The sequence below is a fragment of the Enhygromyxa salina genome (assembly GCF_002994615.1).
GTDB classification, from domain to species: domain Bacteria; phylum Myxococcota_A; class Polyangia; order Nannocystales; family Nannocystaceae; genus Plesiocystis; species Plesiocystis salina_A.
Window position 1 is genome coordinate 3259 of sequence record NZ_PVNK01000057.1, and the last position, 20312, is coordinate 23570.

At 75.3% G+C, this 20312-nt stretch carries 3 protein-coding genes (1 of these 3 running past the window's edge); all 3 read right to left on the bottom strand.

Going from position 1 to position 20312, the window contains the following annotated elements; translation table 11 throughout:
- Tightly spaced (each overlapping or abutting the next), the 3 genes in view from ENSA5_RS05280 to ENSA5_RS39545 form a layout consistent with a single transcriptional unit that may run on beyond the window.
- Positions 1-4839, bottom strand: a complete 4839-nt coding sequence (locus ENSA5_RS05280; protein WP_106390454.1) for a type I polyketide synthase — start codon at positions 4837-4839, stop codon at positions 1-3.
- The gene (locus tag ENSA5_RS05285; RefSeq protein ID WP_106390455.1) at positions 4836-13361 is read right to left on the bottom strand and encodes a type I polyketide synthase; all 8526 of its coding nucleotides are present in this window, start codon (positions 13359-13361) and stop codon (positions 4836-4838) included. The genes ENSA5_RS05280 and ENSA5_RS05285 overlap by 4 nt, the downstream gene beginning before the upstream one ends.
- Positions 13358-20312, bottom strand: the 3' portion of a protein-coding gene (locus tag ENSA5_RS39545) for a hybrid non-ribosomal peptide synthetase/type I polyketide synthase (protein ID WP_106390456.1). 14450 nt of this gene lie beyond the right edge of the window; only the last 6955 of its 21405 coding nucleotides appear in the window; the start codon falls outside the window, past its right edge; it ends in the stop codon at positions 13358-13360. The genes ENSA5_RS05285 and ENSA5_RS39545 overlap by 4 nt, the downstream gene beginning before the upstream one ends.

Below are 20312 nucleotides of genomic sequence, written 5' to 3' on the forward strand. Positions count from 1 at the left end.
TCACGAGAGCTCGCGGCGGATGAGGGTCAGGAGCTCGAGGGGGTCGACCGAGTCCGGGCGATCGGGGCGACCGGAGACCGAGTGGAGCACGAAGCGGCCGCTCGTGTGGGCGCTCCAGGGCGCGAGGGCGGGCGAGCCGAGGGCGACGATCGAGGTCGACAGCGGGGCCTCGTGTCGGTGGCGCCGAGACCAGCGCGAGCCGAGCTCGCCAGCGAGGGGGCGCAGGAGCTTGGCGGCGGCGCCCAAGTCGGAGCTCGGCTCGAAGCTGGCTCCACTCGCGCGGGCGAGCGGAGCCAGCTCGAGCAGCTCGCGGGCCCGCTGCCCGCCATGGGCCAGCATCGCCGACAACGCGCCGGCGTGGGCCAAGCGGCGTGTCCCGGCGGCGGGCGCGGGCGCGCCCCATACGAACAGCCGCTCGGGCAGCGGGGCGCCGCGGTGACGCAGCTCGCGACACAGCTCGAGAGCCAGGCCCGCGCCGGGGCCGACGCCGAGCAGCGCGAGCCGACGCGGGCCCGCGCCGAGCTCGATGAGCGCGTCGATGAGCTCGGCAGCCGAGACCGCGTCGCGCAGGCGAGGCGGCAGCAGGCGGCCGAGCCTGAGAGGACGGGCGGCCGCGACGACGAGCTCGAGCTCGCCATCGAGGGCCGCGGTCCAGGGCTCGAACACCGCGGGGTCGCCCAGGCACAGCACGCGCGGCGCGTCGCGTTGACTGGCGACCTCACCGAGACGACGCAGGCGCAGCTCGGGGGCCCCGTCGCCGCGGCCGTCGGGGCGCTCGCCCGCGCTGCGCCCGCTCGCTGCGCCCGCGGGCCCGTGAACGCGCCCCGACCCGGGCCCGTGAACGCGCAGCAGCGCGACGCCGAGTTGATCGACGAGCTCGTCGACGCTGGCCCCGAGCAGGGTGGCCGCCGGGGGCGGATCGACGGCGAGCCCGAGGCGAAGGTCGCGGTGCAGCTCGACGATCATCAGCGAGTCGAAGCCCAGGCTCGCGAGGGGCTCGTCGCCAGCGAAGCTGGGCTCGCCACCGACGACCGCGACGATCCGCCCGACGACGTAGGCGGCCAGCAAGCCGCGCCGCTGCTCGGGCCGCGCGCGCTCGAGCGCGTCGAGGTCGAAGCTGGGGACGGCGGCGGCGGCGGCGGCGAGGCGCAGACGCAAAAATGAGGCCGGCACCCGCCGGGCCCGGAGGCCCTCGACGACGCTGAGCAGCTCGCCATCGTCATCAAACAAGCTCACGTCCCCACACAGCTGGTCGCCGTCGAACTCGCGCAGGCGGGCGTAGGCCCAGCGCGCGCGGGCCGGCGCGCCGACGTGGTCGATGACCCGGTCGATCCCCTGACCGAGGAAGGTGTGCTCGAGCGAGCTGAGGGTCGCGGCGTAGTCGGGGATCGCGGGCATGAGGATCTGCCCGTAGACCTCGGACAGCGCGATCGCCTGGGCGAGGCTCTGGTCGAGACCCTCGGCACGGTCGACGGCGGGCGGCCGGAGCTGCGCGAGGGCTTCGCCGTCGCGTCGATGGATCGCGGTGATGGTCCGAAAGCTGGGCCCGAGCTCGTGCTCACCGGAGCGGAAAAAGCGGGTGTAGAAGGCGTCCCCGGCGAGGGTCTCGGTCCAGCGCTGGCCCAGCGTGGCGAGGGTCTGCGCGGGCGGGGCCGGCTCGGCGGCGCGCGGCTCGGCCCAGGCGTGGGTGATCGTGACGACGCCGCCGCGATCGTCGAGCGCGAACAAGGTGACCTCGCTGCGCGCGGTGTTCGGGTCGGGGTCGAGGAGCTCGAGGCGGACCCGGACCTCGCCGTCCTCGGGCAGCAGCAAGGGCGCTCGAAACTCGACCTCGCAGATCTCGAAGCGGGCCTCGGCTCCGTGCACGAGCGCCAGCGCCTGCTCGATCATGGCCGCGTGCACGGCCCCGGACACGACGACGCGATCGTAGACGCGATGATCACGGAGCACCGCCGGGCCGTCGGCCCGAAGCCAAGCTTCGAAGGCGGCGCCGCGCTCGGGGGCGTCAGCGCAGCGGCGTCCGAGCAGGGGGTGGTCGGGGTCCTCGCGCTCGAGCGCGGCCGCGCGGCCGGGCTGTGGTCCGCGGGCGAGCCCCGCGCGCGCGGGCAGCCAGTGGCGGCGGCGGCGAAAGGGTGTCGGCGGCAGCGCGACGCGACGGCCGGGGCTGAGCACGGCGTCCCAGCCCGGCTCGAGCCCGCCGACGACCAAGACCGCGAGGCTCTCGAGCATCGCGGCGCGCTGATCCTGGTCGGGGCGCAGCGAGGGCAGCCAGCGGACCTCGTCGGCCCGCCGCCGACCGATCGCCGACAGGGTCAGCCCCGGCCCGATCTCGACGACGTGGTCGACGCCCCGATCGACCAGGGTGCGCAGACCGTCGGCGAAGCGGACCGTGTCACGCAGGTGGCGGCGGAAGTGGGCCGGGTCGAGGACGTCGTCGACGAGGGCGCCGCTTCGAGTGGAGATCAGCGGGAGGCTCGGGCGAGCCCGGGCGACGCCGAGCTCGCTGACGGCGGCCTCGAGGGATACGCCGACCTCGTCGACCAGGGGCGAGTGAAAGGCGTAGGAGGTCGGCAGCCGCCTGGCCTTGACGCCGGCCTCGGCGAGGCGGTCGACGACGGCCATGACCGCGGCCTCGCGGCCCGAGAGCACGACCTCGGTCGGCCCGTTGACGGCGGCGATCGCCAGCTCGCGCTCGGCGTCGGCGACACCCCCCAACGCGCGGCGAGCTTGGGTCTCGCCGCAAAACACCGCCACCATGACGCCAGGCTCGGCGTGTTCGGCGGTCAGCTGAGCGCGGCGGGCAACCAGGGTCAGGGTGTCCTCGATCGACATCACCCCGGCGACGCAGGCGGCGACGTACTCGCCGAGGCTGTGACCGATGACCAGCTCGGGCTCGACGCCCCAGCTTCGCCACAGCTCGGCGAGCGCCCACTCGAACGCGACGAGCAGCGGCTGGGCGAGCCGCGTGTTGTCGAGCTCGGCGGCGTCGCCGGGCTCGTCGCCGCGCAGCAGGGCCAGGAGCGAGCGCCCCAGGAGCGGGCGCAGGTGCGCGTCGCAGCGCTCACAGGCGGCGCGAAACCGGGGCTCGCTGGCCAGCAGCTCGGAGCCCATGCCGAGCTGCAGCTCGGCTTGACCGCTGAACGCGAAGGCGACCCGCGGGGCCCGGCGAGGCCGACGGCCCTGAATGAAGCCCGCGTTCGGTTGATCCTCGGCGCGGGCGAAGCGGCGCAGCCGCTGACCGAGCTCGGCGCGCTCGCGGGCGACGAGGGCCAGGGTCTCGGGCAGCCGCGCGCGACCGAGGGCGGCGCCCCGGCACAGGTCCGCGAGCCGAGCCGTCGGGGCGTCGAGTTGGGTGGCGACCAAGTCGGCGAGCTCGCGCAGCGCGTCGAGGTCCGCGCCGCCGAGGACCAGCAGCTCGGGGCGCGGTGGCCCGCTGGGCGCGGCCGCCGGCAGCTCGGGGGCCGCCTCGACGATCATGTGGGCGTTGGTCCCGCTGGCACCGAAGGAGCTCAGGCCCGCGATCCGGGCGCCCTCGGGCCAGGCCTGGAGGCGATCGACGACGGCGAGGGGTAGCTGCGACCAGTCGAGCGCGGGGTTGAGGCGCTCGGCGTGGAGCTGGCGAGGCAGCTGCCCGCGGTCGAGACAGACGACGAGCTTGATCAGCCCGGCGATCCCGGCGGCGGCCTCGAGGTGACCGATGTTGGCCTTGAGCGCGCCGAGCAGCAGCGGGCGCTCGCGTTGGCCGCCGAGCGCCTCGGCGATCGCCCGGACCTCGATCGGGTCGCCGAGCGCGGTCCCGGTGCCGTGGGCCTCGACGTAGCTGACCGCCCGAGGCTCGACGCCAGCGGCCGCGAGCGCGGCCTCGATCACGCCGCGCTGGGCCGAGGGGTTGGGGACCATCAGCCCGCTCGAGGGTCCGTCTTGGTTGACGGCCGAGCCGCGGATCTGGGCCAACACGCGGTCGCCGTCGCGGAGGGCGTCGGACAGCCGGCGCAACACGACCACGCCGCAGCCCTCGCCGCGGGCGTAGCCGTCGGCGTCGGCCGAGAAGGTCTTGCATCGGCCCTCGGGCGAGAGCACCTGGGCCCGACACAAGATCGCGTGGCCGAGCGGTGAGAGGATCAGGTTGACGCCGCCAGCGAGGGCCATGTCGCACTCGCCGGCGCGGAGGCTCGCGCAGGCTTGGTGGACCGCGACCAGCGAGGACGAGCAGGCCGTGTCGATGACCATCGCCGGGCCGTGGACGCCGAGGAAGTGAGCGACCCGCCCCGCGCCAAAGTTGAGCCCGACCCCCGAGCCGAAGAAGCCGTCGACCTCGGCGGTCGGCGTTTGGGCCGTGAGCAGCTGGGCGTAGTCGCTCACGCTGATCCCGAAGAAAACGCCGGTCTTGGTTCCGCGCAGGCGCTGCGGCGCGATCGCGCCGTGCTCGAGGGCCTGCCACGAGACCTCGAGCAGCAGGCGCTGCTGCGGATCGAGGCTGATCGCCTCGCGCTCGCTGATCGCGAAGAAGCGGGCGTCGAAGCCATCGACCGCGTCGAGGTACCCGCCGCGGCGGGTGTACATCCACGCCGGCTCGTCGTCGCGGGGATCCCAGCGGCCCGGCGGCGGCTCGGAGGTCGCGTCGGCCTCGGCGCTCAGCAGCGCCCACAGGGCCTCGGCCGAGTCGACGCCGCCGGGCAGGCGGCAGCCGAGGCCGACGATGGCGATCGGCTCGCGAGCGCGGGCCTCGAGCTCCGCGAGCTTGCTGCGGGTCGCTCGGAGCTCGGCGAGCGAGCGGGCCAGGAGATCGCGGCGAGACGGCTCGGGGTCGGTTTGCAAGATCGGATCAGCCTCGTTCATGACGGTCCTTGGTCGAGCTCGGCGGCGAGCAGCGCTTCGAGCTCGGCCTCGGACAGCCCGGCGAGCTCGGGGTCGGCAGGCTCGGCGGCGACGCGCGCGTCTGGACGCGGCGCGTCGAGCTCGAGCGTGGCGATGAGGAAGCTCGCGAGGGCGAGCACGCTCGGGTGTTCGAACGCGACGGTCGGCGCCAGGCTCAGGCCCAAGCTGCGCTCGAGCTCGTTGCGCAGGGCGACGCTCGAGACCGAGTCCATGCCAAGCTCGAACAAGCCCGCGGCCTCGTCGATCGCCTCGCCGCTCGCGTGACCCAGCTGCGCCGCGACTGCGCCGCAAAGCTCGGTCACGAGCAGCGCCCAGCGATCGCGGAGCTCGGTCTCGACGAGGCGCGCGTGGAGCGGGCCGCGGCCGTGGGGCTCGGGCTCTTCGAGCGCGAGGCCGTCGAGCAGCGGGCGCGCGCCGTAGCTCTCGAGCACGGGCTTGAACATCCGCCAGTCGACGGGGCCGAGCGCCAGCTGCGGACGATCGGCTCCGAGCAGGCGCTCGAGCGCGGCGAGGAATTGCGCGGCCGGGGCGACGCCCAGACCCATGCGCGCGGCGTAGCGCTGGACCTCAGCGGTGGTCATGCCGGCGCCGGCCCAGCCGCCCCAGTTGAGGGCCAGGCCCGGGAGCCCGAGGCCGCGGCGGTGATGCATGAGCACGTCGATGAAATGGTTGGCGCCGTCGTAGGGCCCGAGCTGAGCCGCGCCCCAGACCGAGGCCATCGACGAGAAGCCGACGAAGTGATCGAGCTCGAGCTCGGCGGTCAGCTGGTGGAGCGCCCAGCTGCCCGCGACCTTGGCCCGGTAGCCGGCCTCCACTTGGGCAGAGCGGGTGTCCGCGAGCGGGCGCGGCTCGCTGACACCCGCGCAGTGAAACACGCCGCGCAGCGACGCGAGCCCGGGCCCCCGGGCGAGGACCGAGGCGAGGGCCTTCGGGTCGCCGACATCAGCGACCGCGATCTCGACCACGGCACCGCGGGCGCGCAGCTGCTCGACGGCCAGCCAGCGCGCGAGCATCGGGTCGTCGGGCGCGGGGCGCTCGACCGGGAGCCCGCGACGACCGAGGAGCACGAGCCGGCCCGCGCCGGCCTCGAACAGGCGCTCGGCCAGCTGCAAGCCGACGCCGCCGAGCCCGCCGGTGACCAGGTAGGTCCCGTCGCCGCGCAGCCGCAGCGGGCCCGGGTCGGGCGGAGGCGCCGCGCGACACAGACGCTGGACGAAGCGCTGCTCGTCGCGGTACGCGACGGCTTCCTCGCGATCGTCAGCGCCGAGCTCGGCGAGGATCCTGCGGGGGTCGTCGCGGTGCGGCTCGGCGGCGAGGTCGAGGCCGCGGACATCGACGCCCGGGTGCTCGAGGCCGATCGACCGGGCCAAGCCCCACAGCGGCGCGGCGGCCAACCCCGAGGGGGTGAGCGAGGCCGCCGGCCGAACCGGCTGGCTCGCCCGCGTGACCAGCTGCAGGCGCAGCTTGCCGCCCTCGTTGATCAAGGCGTGGGCGAGGTCGAGCAGCAGCCGCGCCCGCGCGTCGACCCGAGCCGGCAGCTCGGCCGCGTCGACGTCGTCGAGCTGCAGCAGCACGACCGCTCGCAGCGGGCCCCGCTCGCGGGCGCGGCGGAGCGCGTGATGGCAGGCGTCGAGATCGACGAGGGTCGCGGCGTCGATCCCCAGGGCGTCGGACCCCGCGGCGGCGAGCTGATCGACGCAGGCCCCCGCGAGCGCGAGCTCGTCCGCGATCACCAAGGTCACGCCCGTGAGCGCGCGGGGATCGGCGGCGGCGCAGGGCGTCCAGTCGAGGGTGTAGAGCCAGTCGGGGAGCAGGCGGTCGACGGCGGCCCGCGCGAGCTCGAGGTCGCCGCGGCCGCTCAGCTCGAGCTCGGCGTGGGTGAGCGGGACGCCCCCGGCGTCGTAGACCGTGAGCGCGGCCGGGCGCGGCCGAGCGCGGGACTCGCCGGGTTCGGCGGGCGCGAGGCGGGCGTGGATCCACGCAGGCGGCTCGTGGTCCTCGCCCCCGAGCTCGACGACGCGGGTGATCGCGGCGAGCGAGGGGAGCTGACCGGGGACCGGCGGGGCGCCGCGATCTTGGCTGAGCTCGGCGAGCACCCAAAGGCCCGCCTCGACGGCGGCGGAGCGCCGGCGAGGCCCCCGGGGCGGATCGAGTTCGACGCGGACGAGGCGCTCGAGCCCCTCGAGCTCTGGGCCCGCGCGAAGCTCCCCGCCGGCGGCCACGGCCCGCGGAAGCTCGACGCCGCGGGCAGCCAGACGCGACCACAGCTGATCGTCGCGGCGGTGGCAGCGAGCCAAGAGCTGGTCGAAGTCCTCGAGCTCCGGCACCTCCCGCTCGGCCCTGGGCATCAGCCGGGCCCGGCCACGGCGGCGAAATTCGTCGGACCCGCGCCGGGCAAAGAGCTGGACCGCGGCCCCGCGGGCGCCGGCCTCGGGCGCGTCGAGCACGAGCTGGAGCTCGACGCTCGCGTCGGCCTCGGCGATCACCGCCCCCTCGAATTCGAGCGCGCCCAGCTCGAGCGCCTCCGCGGGCCAGGTCGCCCGCGCGGCGGCCTCGACCAGCTCGAGCAGATAGGCGGCAGCGAGGACCTGCGTGCCCTGCAGCTCGATCACGGGCACGGGCGAGGGCGAAGGGCCCGGGCCGCAGTCGAGCTGCCAGATCGTGCGCCCCGGATCCGCGGCGCTGTCGAGCCGCCGCCCGAGCAAGGGGTCGAGGCGAGCGTCGCGGTGGGGCCGGCCAGGCTCGACGTAGCGCCCGGCGGCCAGCCAGTGTCGGCGCCGTTGCCAGGCCTGGCCCGGGAGCGCGACGGCCCGGCTGCCGTGCGGGTGGAGGCCGGTCCAGTCGACCTCGACGCCCGCGACGTAGAGCTGGGCGAGGCCGGCGAGGAGCGTGGCCCGCTCGCCGCCGCCGCGCTCGAGCGAGGCCACGCGGGTCATCGCGCCGCCTCGCGGCCGCAGGATCTGCTCGATCGCGCCGAGCATCATCGGATCGGGGCTGACCTCGACGAAGCTGTCGAAGCCGGCCGCGCCCATGCGCTCGATCGTCGCCGCGAAGTAGACCGGCTCGCGCAGGTTTCGGACCCAGTAGTCGCCGTCGAGCAGCTCCGCGTCGACGCGCTCGGCCAACACCGTCGAGTAAAACGCGATCGTCGGCGCGCGCGGCTCCAGCGAACTCAGGGCCTCGGCGAGCTCGGGGAGCAGGGGATCGAGCTGGGGGCTGTGACCCGCGCCGCGGGTCCCGGCCATGACCCGGGCGAACACGTTGGCGCCGCGCAGATCGGCGACCAGGGCCTCGACGGCCGCGTTCGCGCCCGAGACCACCGTCAGCCGCGGGCTGTTCGAGGCGGCGACCGACAGCGCTCGCCCCTCGATCCGAGCCCGGGTCTGGTCGAGGTCGAGGCCGACGACGGCCATCTTGCCCTCGCCCTCGACCCGCGCGATCAGGCGGCTGCGCGCGACGACGATCCGCATCGCGTCGTCGAGCTCGAGCATCCCAGCCACGTGCGCGGCCGCGATCTCCCCCATGCTGTGACCGACGACCGCCTCCGGGTCCACGCCCCAGCGACGCCAGCGCTCGGCCACGGCGATCTGCACGGCCAGGACCAGCGGCTGGACCACGCTGACCGAGGCCCACCGCTCTTCGTCGTCGGTCGTCAGCAGCTCGAGCAAGCCCGGCATCCCGACCCGCTCGGCCGCGGCGGCGCTGGCCTCGAGGCTCGCGCGGAACTCGGGCTCGCGGGCGAGGAGCTCGCGGCCCATGCCCAGCCAGTGGCTGCTGTGACCCGAGAACACGAAGGCGACCCGCGCCCGGGCGTTGGCGCCGGTGAACCACCCGCCGTGAGCGCGGCCTTCGAGGTAGGCGTCGAGGGCCTCGAGCAATTGAGACGAGGTCGCCCCGGTGATCGCCAGGCGGTGCTCGAGGTGGGCGCGGCGCAGCGCCGCGGCTCGGCACAGCTGCGCGAGCTCGGCGAGGGACTCGCAGGCCTGAAGGCGCGCGCGATAGGCTCGCGCGAGCTCGCGCAGGGCGGCCTCACTCCGGGCCGAGATCGGCAGCAGCAGCGCGTCGCCGCCGTGTTCGGCGTCGGCGTCGGCCTCGGCCTCGGCCGCGGCCTCGGGCTCGCGTTGGCTTGGCCCCCGAGCGCTCTCGAGGATCAGGTGAGCGTTGGTCCCGCTCATCCCGAAGGCGCTCACGCCCGCGAAGATCGGACCGGCGGGCAGGGCTTCGACGGTGGTCGGCAGCCGCAGCGCGACGGCGCCGGGATCGATCGCGGGGTTGAGGGTCTCGAAATTGCGCTGCGGCGGCAGCTCCCGGCGGCCCAAAACCAGCGCAGCCTTGACCAGGGCGACCACCCCAGCCGCGGCTTCGAGGTGACCAAAGCTGGCCTTGGCGGCGCCGAGCCACAGGGGCTGATCCGCTCGACGCCCGCGACCGAGCTCGGCGACGAGCGCGTTGGCCTCGATCGGATCGCCGAGCCTGGTCCCAGTCCCGTGGGTCTCGACGTAGTGGATCGCGGCTGGCTCGACGCGCGCGTCGGCGAGCGCGGCCCGGATCACGCCGCGCTGGGCGGCGCCGTTGGGCACCGTGAGGCCCGCCGCGCGACCGTCATGGTTGATCGCCGAGCCACGGATCAGCGCGAGGATCCGATCGTCCTCGCGCTCGGCGTCGGACAGCCGCTTGAGCACGACCATGGCCCCGCCCTCGCCACGCACCATGCCGTCGGCGGCGGCGTCGAAGGCCTTGCAGCGCGAGTCCAAAGCGAGGGCGCCCAGACGCGCGTACATGACGTCGATCGTCGGAGTCAGGATCAAGTTCACGCCGCCCGCGAGGGCGAGGTCGGACTCGCCGCGTCGCAGGCTCTGGACCGCGAGGTGGGTCGCAACGAGCGAGGACGAGCACGCCGTGTCGAGCGCAATCACGGGCCCCTCCAGGCCGAGGAAGTAGGCCAGGCGTCCGGCGGCGGTGTTGGCCGCGTTGCCGGTGCTGACGTAGGTGTCGAGCTCGGCGAGCGAGCCCTGGGTCGCGAGCTGCGCGTAGTCGGCCGTGGCGATCCCGAGGAACACCCCGGTCGCGGAGCCGAGCAGGCGATCGGGGGCCTGGCCGCCATGCTCGAGGGCCTCCCAGCCGAGCTCGAGCACCAGGCGGTGCTGGGGATCGAGGGCGGCCGCCTCCGCGGGTGAGATCTTGAAGAAGGCGGCGTCGAAATCGGCCACGTCGAGGCCGCGAAGGAAGCCGCTGCGCCGACCGTAGGTCTTGCCTGGCGCCGCTGGATCGGCGTCGTAGAAGCGATCGTGATCCCAGCGCTCGGCCGGCGGCTCGCTGGTCGCGTCGGCCCCGGTGCGCAGGCCTTGCCAGAAGCTGTCGAGGTCGTTGGCGCCGCCAGGGAAGCGGCACGCCATGCCGACGATCGCAATCGCCTCGTCGTCGCCAGCGCGACGGATGATCGCGGGCCCGCCCGCGGGCCGCTCAGCGGCCGCGGCGACGGCCTCGAGGTGGTCAGCGATCGCCTCGAGCGTGGGGTGATCAAACACCAAGGTCGCCGCGAGCCGGAGGTCGAAGCGGGCCTGGAGCCGAGCCCGGAGCTCGACCGCCATGATCGAGTCGAGGCCGAGCTCGAACAGGCCGACGCGGGGTGACAGGGCCTGGTCTGGGCTCAGACCGAGGACCGCGGCGACCTCCTGGTGAAGCGCGTCGACCAGCGCCGCCCGCGACTCCGGGCGACGTGGGCGCGACTCGGGGACTGGCGGCGCGGACAACTCGCCAGCAGGAGGCGCCGAACTCGGCCGCGCGAAGCCATCGTCGAGCCAGCAGCGCCGGCCCTGCCACGGATAGCTGGGCAGCCCCACGAAGCGATCACGATCCTCGGCGAGGGACTCGAAGTCGAGGGCGCAGCCGTGGACGTGGAGCTCGGCGAGGCAGCGGTGGAGCGCGTCGGCGGCCCCGTCCTCGCGCAAGGTCGCGACGACGTCGACCTGCTCCTCGGCCGCCTCGGCGATCGCGTCGAGGTGGGCGCTGAGGCTCGGGTGCGGGCCGATCTCGACGAACAGGCGGTGGCCGTCCGCGAGCGCGGCCGCGACGGCGTCGGCGAATTTCACCGCTGAACCAACGCCGCGGGTCCAGTACGCGGCGTCGAGCTCGGGCCCCCGGACCCGGGCCCCGGTCACGGTGCTGTAGAGCGGCAAGCTGGCCGCGCGAGGCTCGACGCGACCGAGACCGGCGCGCAGCGGCCCCGCGAGCGCCTCCATCTGCGGGCTGTGAAACGCATAGTCGAGGGCCAGGCGACGGTGGCGGACGCCGTCCTCGGCGAGGGCGCGCAGGGCCTGCGCGAGGGCCTCGGCGTCGCCTGCCACGACCGTGGACGACGGGCCGTTGACCGCAGCGATCGCGAGCCGGCCCGCGCTGCGATCGACGAGCGCGCGCGCTCGGTCGACGCCGAGGGCGACGGCCGCCATCGCGCCGCGGCCGTGGTTGGCCTCCATCACCCGGCCACGCGCGCAAGCCAGGCGCATGGCCTGGTCGAGGTCAAGCACGCCAGCGAGCTGCGCGGCCGCGAGCTCGCCGACGCTGTGCCCGATCACCGCCGCCGCTTCGACCCCCCACCCGGCCAGGCGCGCGGCGATCGCCAGGCTCATGGCCAGCAGCGCCGGCTGGGCGACACGGGTGTGGTTCAGTCGGCAGCGCTCGGGCTCGGCGATGAGCTCATCGATCAGCGCGAGATCACCGTGCTCGCGCGCGAGGGCGTCGCAGGCCCGCAAGACCTGACCCGCGAGAGGATCGTCGACGAGCGCGCGGCCCATGCCGGGCCAGACCGAGCCCTGGCCCGCGCAGACCAGCACCGGGCGCCGGGCCTGGCCGCGACCCAGGCTCACGGCGGCGCTCGCTCGGCCCTCGGACACAGCCCGCAAGCCCGCGGCGAGCTCGGCCCCGCTCCGACCCCGGACGACGAGGCGATGCTCGACGAAGTGAGTCCGCCGCGTCGCCGCGCTGGTGCAGACGTCACCCGGGTCGCGCTCGGCCTCGAGCACCGCCGCGCAGCGCCGCGCGAGCTCGGTCAGCGCCCCGGGGCTCCTGGCCGACAGCGGCAGCAGGTAGACCCGGCCGGCGGAGCTCGGGCTGCGCGGCTCGCAAGCTGGCGCCTGCTCGACGATCACGTGGGCGTTGGTCCCCGACATGCCAAACGCGCTCACGCCCGCGCGGCGTGGGCCGCCGTCCGAAGCCGCCGGCCACGGCCGCGGCGCGGTCGGGAGCTCGAAGCGCGTCAGGGCGCTCGCTGGCGCGTGGGGGTTGAGCGCGTGGAAGTGGAGGTTGGGCGGGATCAGGCCGCGCTCGAGACACACGGCGGCCTTGATCACCCCCGCGAGCCCCGCGGCGGCCTCGAGGTGACCGAGGTTGCTCTTGAGCGCGCCAAGCACGATCGGCGCGTCGTCATCGGACGACGCGAACACATCGGCGAGGGCCTCGAGCTCGATCGGATCGCCGAGCGCCGTGCCTGTCCCGTGGGTCTCGATCAGGCCGAGGCTGGCCGCGGGCAGGCCGGCGTCGCTGAGCGCCCGGCGCAGGAGCTGGCGCTGGGCCAGGACGTTGGGCGCGGTCAAGCCGGTCGAGCGCCCGTCCTGGTTGCTGGCGGTGCCGCGGACCACGGCGGCGATCGGATCGCGATCACGCAGCGCGTCGGACAGGCGCTTGAGGACCACGGCCGCGCAGCCCTCCCCGCGCACGAAGCCGTCGGCGCCGGCGTCGAAGGCCTTGCAATACCCGTCGGCTGCGAGCGCCCCGCTGCGCCCGAGCAGGCCGCTGCTGGTCGGCGTGAGCAAGAGCTGGACGCCCGCCGCGATCGCGACCTCGGTCTCGCGCCGGCGCAGGCTCTGAACCGCGAGGTGCAAGGCCACGAGCGAGGACGAGCAGGCCGTGTCGAGGGTCAGGCAGGGGCCGCGAAAGCCCAGGTGGTAGGCCAGGCGCCCCGAGGCGAACGAGGCCCCGACCCCGGTCAGCGTGTAGATGTCGCTGCGCTCGGCGGGCCCGGTCAGGCTCAGCTCGGCGTAGTCGCTAGCGCCCAGGCCCACGAACATGCCGACGCGATCGGCGGGCAGCGCAGCGGGGACCAGGCCACCGCGCTCGAGCGCCTCCCACACGACCTCGAGCAACAAGCGCTGCTGGGGGTCGATCGCCGCGGCCTCGCGCGGGGCGATCGCGAAGAACTCGGCGTCGAACTCGGCGACCTCGTCGAGGTAGCCGGCGCGCGGGAGCCCAGCGAGCTCGCCGAAGCGCGCGGGCGGGGCCTCGCGGACCGCGTCATGGCCGGCGAGCAGGGCCTCGAACAGCTGCTCGGGCGAGCGGATCGCGGGCGGCAGTCGGCAGCCCATGCCGACGATCGCGATCGGCTCGCGGGTCGCCCGGCGCTGGCGCTCGAGCTCGGAGCGGAGCTCCGCGAGGCGTCCGAGGGCGAGCTGCAGCCGGGTCCGATAGTCTTCGAGGGTCGTGGTCATGAGGGATCGATCAGTCCGTCGATGCGCTCGAGCTCGGCGTCGAAGCTCGCGAGCAGCTCGGCGTCAGGGCCGAGCCCGGAGGGGGGCACGGGTTCGAGGGCCGCCTGCGCGGAGGAGGCCGACCAGCGCTCGAGCAGGTCGGCGGCGAGGGCCGCGACGGTCGGGTGGGTCCAGACCAAGGTCGCCGGCAGCGCCTCGCCGAGGGCGTCGGCGAGGCGGTTGCGGAGCTCGAGGCCCATCAGCGAGTCGAGGCCCAGCTCGGCCAAGGGCCGGCCCGCCTCGATCCGATCGCTTCGCAGGCGCAGGACCTTGGCAGCCTCGCCGCTCACGAAGCGGATCAGCAGCTCGAGGCGCTCGCTGGCCAGGGCATCGGCGAGGCGCCGTCCGAGACCGGCGTGATCGTCTGGACGCTCGAGCTCGGCGACGAGCTCGGCGAAGCGAGCGCTGCGGCGCGCGAAGGGGGCCGCGGCCAGCCACCGGCGGGTGTCGAGGTCGGCGGCGCCGAGCTGCGGGCGGTCGATCGTCAGCAGCTCGGCGAACAGCCCCTCGAGCTCGACCCCACCCAGCGGCGTCATGCCCTTGTCCTCGACCCCCGCGGCGCGGGCTCGGGCCGCCATGGTCGTGTCGGCGACCAGGCCCCAATCGATCGCCAGGGCCGGCAGCCCGAGCCCGCGTCGGTGGTGCGCGAGGGCGTCGAGGAAGGCGTTGGCGGCCGCGTAGCTGGACAGGCCCGGGGCGCCAAACAAGCCCGCAGCCGAGGCGTAGAGCACGAAGTGATCGAGCTCCCGATCGCGGGTGAGCGCGTGGAGGTTGAGCGAGCCGCGAAGCTTGGGCGCGAGCACCCGCTCGACCTGCTCGGGGTCGGAGTCGAGCAGCAGCGCGTCGGCGAGGACCCCCGCGGCCTGGAACACGCCGCGGAGCGCGGGCAGGTCGGCCCCAAAGCGCGCGATGAGCTGGGCGAGCGCGCCGGGGTCACACAGGTCGACGGCCGCGACCTCGATCGCCGCGCCGGCCCGCTCGAGGGCGACGATCGCCTCGGCCTGGGCCGGGTCGCGCAGGCCCGTGCGCGAGAGCAAGACCAGGTGGCGGGCGCCGAGCTCGACGAGCCAGCCCGCGGTCAGCAAGCCGAGGCTGCCCAGCCCGCCCGCGATCAGGTAGGACGCCTCGGCGCGAACCACCGCCGAGGGCGACGCGCGGCGGGCCAGCGAGGCCTCCGGCTCGCGCACGAGGCGGGCGACGAAGCGCTGTCCGCCACGCACGGCGATCTCGTCCGGGCGCGGACCCGCGGGCGTCGGACCGAGCGCGCGAACGATCAGCTCGGCCTCGCGGGTCGCCTGAGCTTCGGGGTCGTCGCTCGCGGCCGCGTCGAGGTCGATGCGGAGCCAGCCGAGCTCGGGGTGCTCCATCACCCCGCTGCGAGCCAGGCCCCAGACCGGGGCGTCAGCGAGGCCGGGCGGGAGCGCGTCGCCGGCCTCGATGTCGACCGCCCGCGCGTCACCCTCGACGACGAACTGACTGCCGCGGGTGATCAGGACCAGCTCGGGTCCGGCGGCGGCACCCGTGAGCGCGCGGACCAGGTCGTGGATCGTGGCGCAGGCGCGCGCGCTCGCGGCCTCGATCGCTACGCCGGGCATCGGCGTCCGCGCGAGCTGACCGAGGACCAGCACGCCCGTGAGCCGATCGGTGGTCGCGATCGCCTCACTGACGCCTCCCGCGGCGCGGATCAGCTCGGCCCCGCGACGACCGAGCGCGGCCCCGAGCGCGTCGATCAGCCGCGACGCGGGCTCGGCCTCGCCCCCGATCACCAGCCAGCGCTGACGGTCGAGCGTCGGGGCCGAGGGCGCGGCGGCTTCGGGCTCCTCGCTGACCCAGCGCAGCCCCAACCACGGCGCGCGCCGCTCGGCCCACGCGGGCCGAGCGACCCTGCGCAGCTCGGCGCCCTCGATCTCGATCGCCGCCGCGTCGGCGCCGAACAGACCCACGCGGACCCGCGCCTGCTCGCGCTCATCGGTCGACGCCTCGGCCAGCGCGCGTCCGCGTCGACCGACCCGACCGCGCCAGCGGAGCCGCTCGATCCCGGCGAGCATCCACAGCCCCGCGTCGTCCTCGACCGCCTCGCTCACGACGCCCGCGAGGTTGAGGGCCGCGTCGAGCAGCAAGGGGTCGAGGGTGTGAGCGCGGGTCGCCACGGCCTGCTCCGGCCCGAGCGTGAGCGCGGCGCTGGCTCGTCCGGGACCACGCGAGAGCGACTCGACGCAGCCAAACGCCGGGCCGAGCTCGAGCCCGTGGGCGAGCTGACGCGCGCGGTGTTCGATCGGCGAGACCGAGTCGGGGCAGCTCGTCGTGAAGCGCTCGCGGGCGTCTTCGTCGAGCTCGAGCCACGTCGGGGTCGGACCGTGGCCGGCTTCGACGACCAGCTCGGCGCTCGCGGTCTCGACCCACGCGCCCTGCTCGTCGAGACCGAGCAGACGCAGGCTCGCGCCGCCGAGCGCGTCGGGTCGCGAGGCGACCAGTTCACCGATCCAGACCCCAGCCTCGCCCGGCAAGATCGGCGCGAGCAGGCGGATCGTCTCGAGTCGCGCTCGGCCCTCGCCGCCCACGATCGCCTCGGCGGCGGTCGCGAAGAGGTCGAGGGTCGCCGCGCCCGGCAGGACCACGCGACCGCCGACGCGGTGATCGGCGAAGGCCGGCGACGCGTTCAGATCGAGGCGCACCGGCCAGATCCACGCGCCGGGCTCCAGCGAGGTCCGGGCCCCCGGGCCAAGGAGCGGGTGAGCCCCGCGGCGCTCGACCGGCGCGGGCTCGAGCCAGTAGCGCTCGTGCTGCCACGCGTAGGTCGGCACCTCGACACGCTCGCGGGCGGCGAGGAGCGCCGACCAGTCGAGCGCCAAGCCAGCGCAGTGCAGGGCCGCGAGGCTCGCAACCAGCGCGGTGACCCCGGCCTCGTGTTGGTCCCCGTCGAGCGAACGCAGGACCGGGGTCCTCGGGTCGACGAGGCGCGAGAGCGGGACGCCGAGGACCGGCTTGGCCGAGATCTCCAGGACCGCGTCGCAGCCCGCGACCAGGCCCTCGACGGCCGCGGCGAAGCGGACCGGCTCGCGCAGGTTCCGACACCAATAGTCGCCGTCGAGCTCGGGGCCCGTGATCACGGCCCCCGTCACGCTCGAGTGCATCGCGACGCGCGTCGCCCCCGGGCGCAGCCCGGCGAGGTGATCGGCGAGGGCCGGGAGGATCGGCTCGACCTCCGACGAGTGCGAGGCGTAGTCGACGGCGATCCGTCGGCAAAAGCCGCCGCGCTCGCGCAGCCCGTCGGCCAGACGGTCGACCGCCTCGCCGGGCCCCGCCACGACGAAGGACTCGGGGCCGTTGATCGCCGCGAGGGTCAGGCGCGGATCCGCTTGGACGCAGGCCTCGACCTCGTCGCGCCCGTGGGTGATCGCGAGCATCGCCCCGCCGCCGCCGAGTTCGACCAGCAGCTGGCTGCGCAGCGCGACGATCCGCGCGCCGTCTTCGATCGACAGGGCCCCGGCGACCACCGCCGCCGCGATCTCACCCTGGCTGTGGCCGACGACGGCGACCGGCTCGACCCCGAGCTCACGCCAGACCGCCGCGAGGCCGACCGCCATCGCAAACACGGCCGGTTGGGTCACGTCGACGCGCGCGAGCGAGGCCGCGCCCGGGTCACCCCGCAAGACCGCGGCGAGGGACCAGTCGAGGTAGGGCGCCAGCGCCCGCTCGCACGCCTCGACGGCGCCGCGAAACACGGCGGAGCTCGCGAGCAGCGCCCGCCCCATGCCGGGCCACTGGCTGCCCTGACCGGGGAACACAAAGGCCACGCGCATGCTCGCGCGGGACTCGTCGCGGACCACCTGCGGATGCTCGCGGTCCTCGGCGAGCGCGGCGAGCTGCTCGCGGGCCTCGTCGAGGTCGCGGGCGAGCAGCGCGGCCCGGTGGAGCAGATGGCTGCGACCGACGGCGGCGGCGTGGACCGTGGCCGCCCAGCTCGGCGGGTCCTCGCGCGAGTCGAGCCACGCCAACCACCGCCGGGCTTGGCCGCGCAGGCCCGCGCGATCGCTGGCCGAGAGCAGCAGCGGCCCGAGCTCCAGCGGCGCAGCCGCGGTGGTCGGGGGCGGCGGGACCGGTGACCGGGGGTCGACGCCCGGGGCCTCCTCGACGATCACGTGGGCGTTGGTTCCGCTGATCCCAAACGAGGACACCCCCGCGCGGCGGGGCCGGCCAGGCTCGCGCGGCCACCTCGTGTTGGTCTGAACGAGCGCCAGGCTCGTGTGCGCCCAGTCGATGACGGGGTTGGGCTGCTCGGCGTGCAAGGTCTTGGGCAAGCGCTCGTGGATCAGCGCGAGCACGACCTTGATGACCCCGACGAGCCCCGCCGCGGCCTGGGTGTGGCCGACGTTGGACTTCGACGAGCCGAGGTAGAGCGGGCCCTGGCGACGGTCGGGCTCGAACACCTCCGCGAGCGCGCCGGCCTCGATCGGATCGCCGAGCTTCGTCCCGGTCCCGTGGGCCTCGACGTAGTCGATCGCCTCGGGCCGGAGGCCGCTGCGCGCGAGCGCCCGCTGGATCGCCCGCTGTTGCGAGGGCCCGTTGGGCGCGGTCATGCCCTGGCTGCGACCGTCTTGGTTGCTGGCGGTGCCGCGGACCACCGCGAGGATCGGATCGCCTCGGCGTTGGGCGACGGACACCGGCTCGAGCACCAGCGCGACGCAGGCCTCGGCCCAGCCGGCCCCGTCGGCCGCGGCCGCGAAGCTCTTGCAACGGCCGTCACGAGCCAAGCCACGCAGGCGCGCGAACTCGACGAAGGTCGCGGGCGTGGCCATGATCTGGACCCCGCCGACCAGCGCCCGCTCGCACTCCCCGGCACGGATCGCCGCGCACGCCAGGTGCAGCGCGACCAGGGACGAGGAGCAGGCCGTGTCGACGGTGATCGCCGGGCCGTGGGTGCCCAAGAAGTAGGCGATCCGGCCAGAGATCACGCTCGTCGCCGTGCCGGTGCCGCCGTAGCCGTCCATGGCGTCGAGCGCAGACTCGGGCCGACCGTAGTCGGACCGAAACGCGCCGACGTAGATCCCCGTGGCCGACCCGCGCAGGCTCTGGCCAGGGATCCCCGCCCGCTCGAGCGCCTCCCAGCTCGTCTCGAGCATCAGGCGCTGCTGGGGGTCCATGGCCTCGGCCTCGCGCGGGGCGATGCCAAAGAAGCCCGCGTCGAACTCGGCGATCCCGTCGAGGAACCCGCCCGCCCGCGCGTAGGTCTTGCCGAGGGCGTCGGGATCCGGGTCGTAGACCCCTGGATCCCAGCGCTCGGGGAACGGCCCGAGCAGCTCGCGCCCCTCGTCGAGCACCCGCCAGAACTGCTCGGGGTCGTCGACGCCCTGGGGCAGGCGGCAGGCCATCGCTACGATCGCGACGCCCTCGTCGGCGGGGGCCGCTGGCGCGAGCCTGGCCGCCGGGGCCGAGGGCTCGCGCGGGCGCTCGAGCGCGGTCGCGCGGTCGAGCTCCCGGAGGATCAGCGCGGCGATGCGCGCGGCCGTCGGGTAGTCGAAGCCCAAGGTCGCAGGTAGCCGAAGGCCGACGCGCTCGCCGAGCTCGTCGCGGAGGCTGACGGCCATGAGCGAGTCGACGCCGAGATCGCTGAGCAGGCGGTCCGGGCCGACGAGCTCGGCGGACCCGCCGATGACCTTGGCGATGGCGTCGCGGGCCACGGCGGTCACGTGGGCGAGTCGTTGGTCGTCGCTCAGGGCCGCGAGCTCGGCGGCGAAGCGGGCCCGGGCCGACGAGTCCGGGCGCCGACGGGGGCTCAACGCGGCGAGCGTCGCCGGTAGGTCCCGGCTGGCCGCGAGCCGTCGCGGGTCGAAGCGCGCGGCGATCAGCTGCGGCTCGCTGCGCTGGAGGGCGACAGCCAGCCACCGACGAGCCTGGTCGGGGCTGACCTCGAGCACGCCCTTGCGGCGCAGCTCGGACCGGGTCCGGCCGTCGACGCTCGCCGCCATCCCAGCTTGGCCCTCGGTCCACAGGCCCCACGCGACGCTCGTCGCCGCCAAGCCCAGGCTCCGGCGGTAGGCCGCGAGCGCGTCGAGCACGCTGTTGGCCGCGGCGTAGTTGGCCTGGCCGACGCCCCCGAGGCTGGCCGCGAGCGACGAGTACAGCACGAAGCACGCGGGCGCGTCGGCCAGGGTCAGCTCGTGCAGATGCCAGGCGCCGTCGAGCTTGGCCGCGAACGCGCGCTCGAGGTGGGCGGCGCGCTGGTGGCCGAGGAGCGCGTCGTCGAGCGCGCCGGCGAGGTGGAAGACCCCGGTCGGCGGGGCGTCGAGCGAGCTCAAGGCGGCGGCGAGGGCCTCACGATCGCCGACGTCGCACGCGAGCAGCCGAGGCTCGGCGCCGAGCTCGACGAGCCGCCGCTCGAGGTCCGAAGCGTTGGGCGCCTGCGGGCCGCGACGCGAGAGCAAGGCCAGCCGACGGACGCCGTGGTCACGCACGAGGTCCTCGGCCAAGCGGCTCGCGAGCGCGCCGCTGCCACCGGTGATCACGACCCAGCGCTCGGGATCGAGGGCCGGGGGCGCGAGCGCGTCGGGAGCGAGGGGGGCGACTCGCGGCGTGCTCGCCTCGTGCCCGCGCAAGACCAGCTCGAGCTCGGCGCTGGCGAGGGCGGCGGCGAGCTGCGGCCGAGACCCGAGCGTGTCGCCGAGATCGAGCAGCCGCAGCCTGCGATCGGGGTGCTCACGCGCCGCGCTGCGGACCAGGCCCCAGGCGACCGCGGCCGCCGGGTTCGACGGGCAGGCCCCGGCGCCACCGCGGGTCACGACGCACAGCTCGGTCCCGTCGAGCGCCGCGCTCGTGACCCAGCGCTGGACCAGCTCGAGGGCTCGTCGCGCGAGCTGCCTGGCCTCGGCCGGGACCCCGTCGAGGTCGTGCTCGCGCTCGAGCGCGACGAGC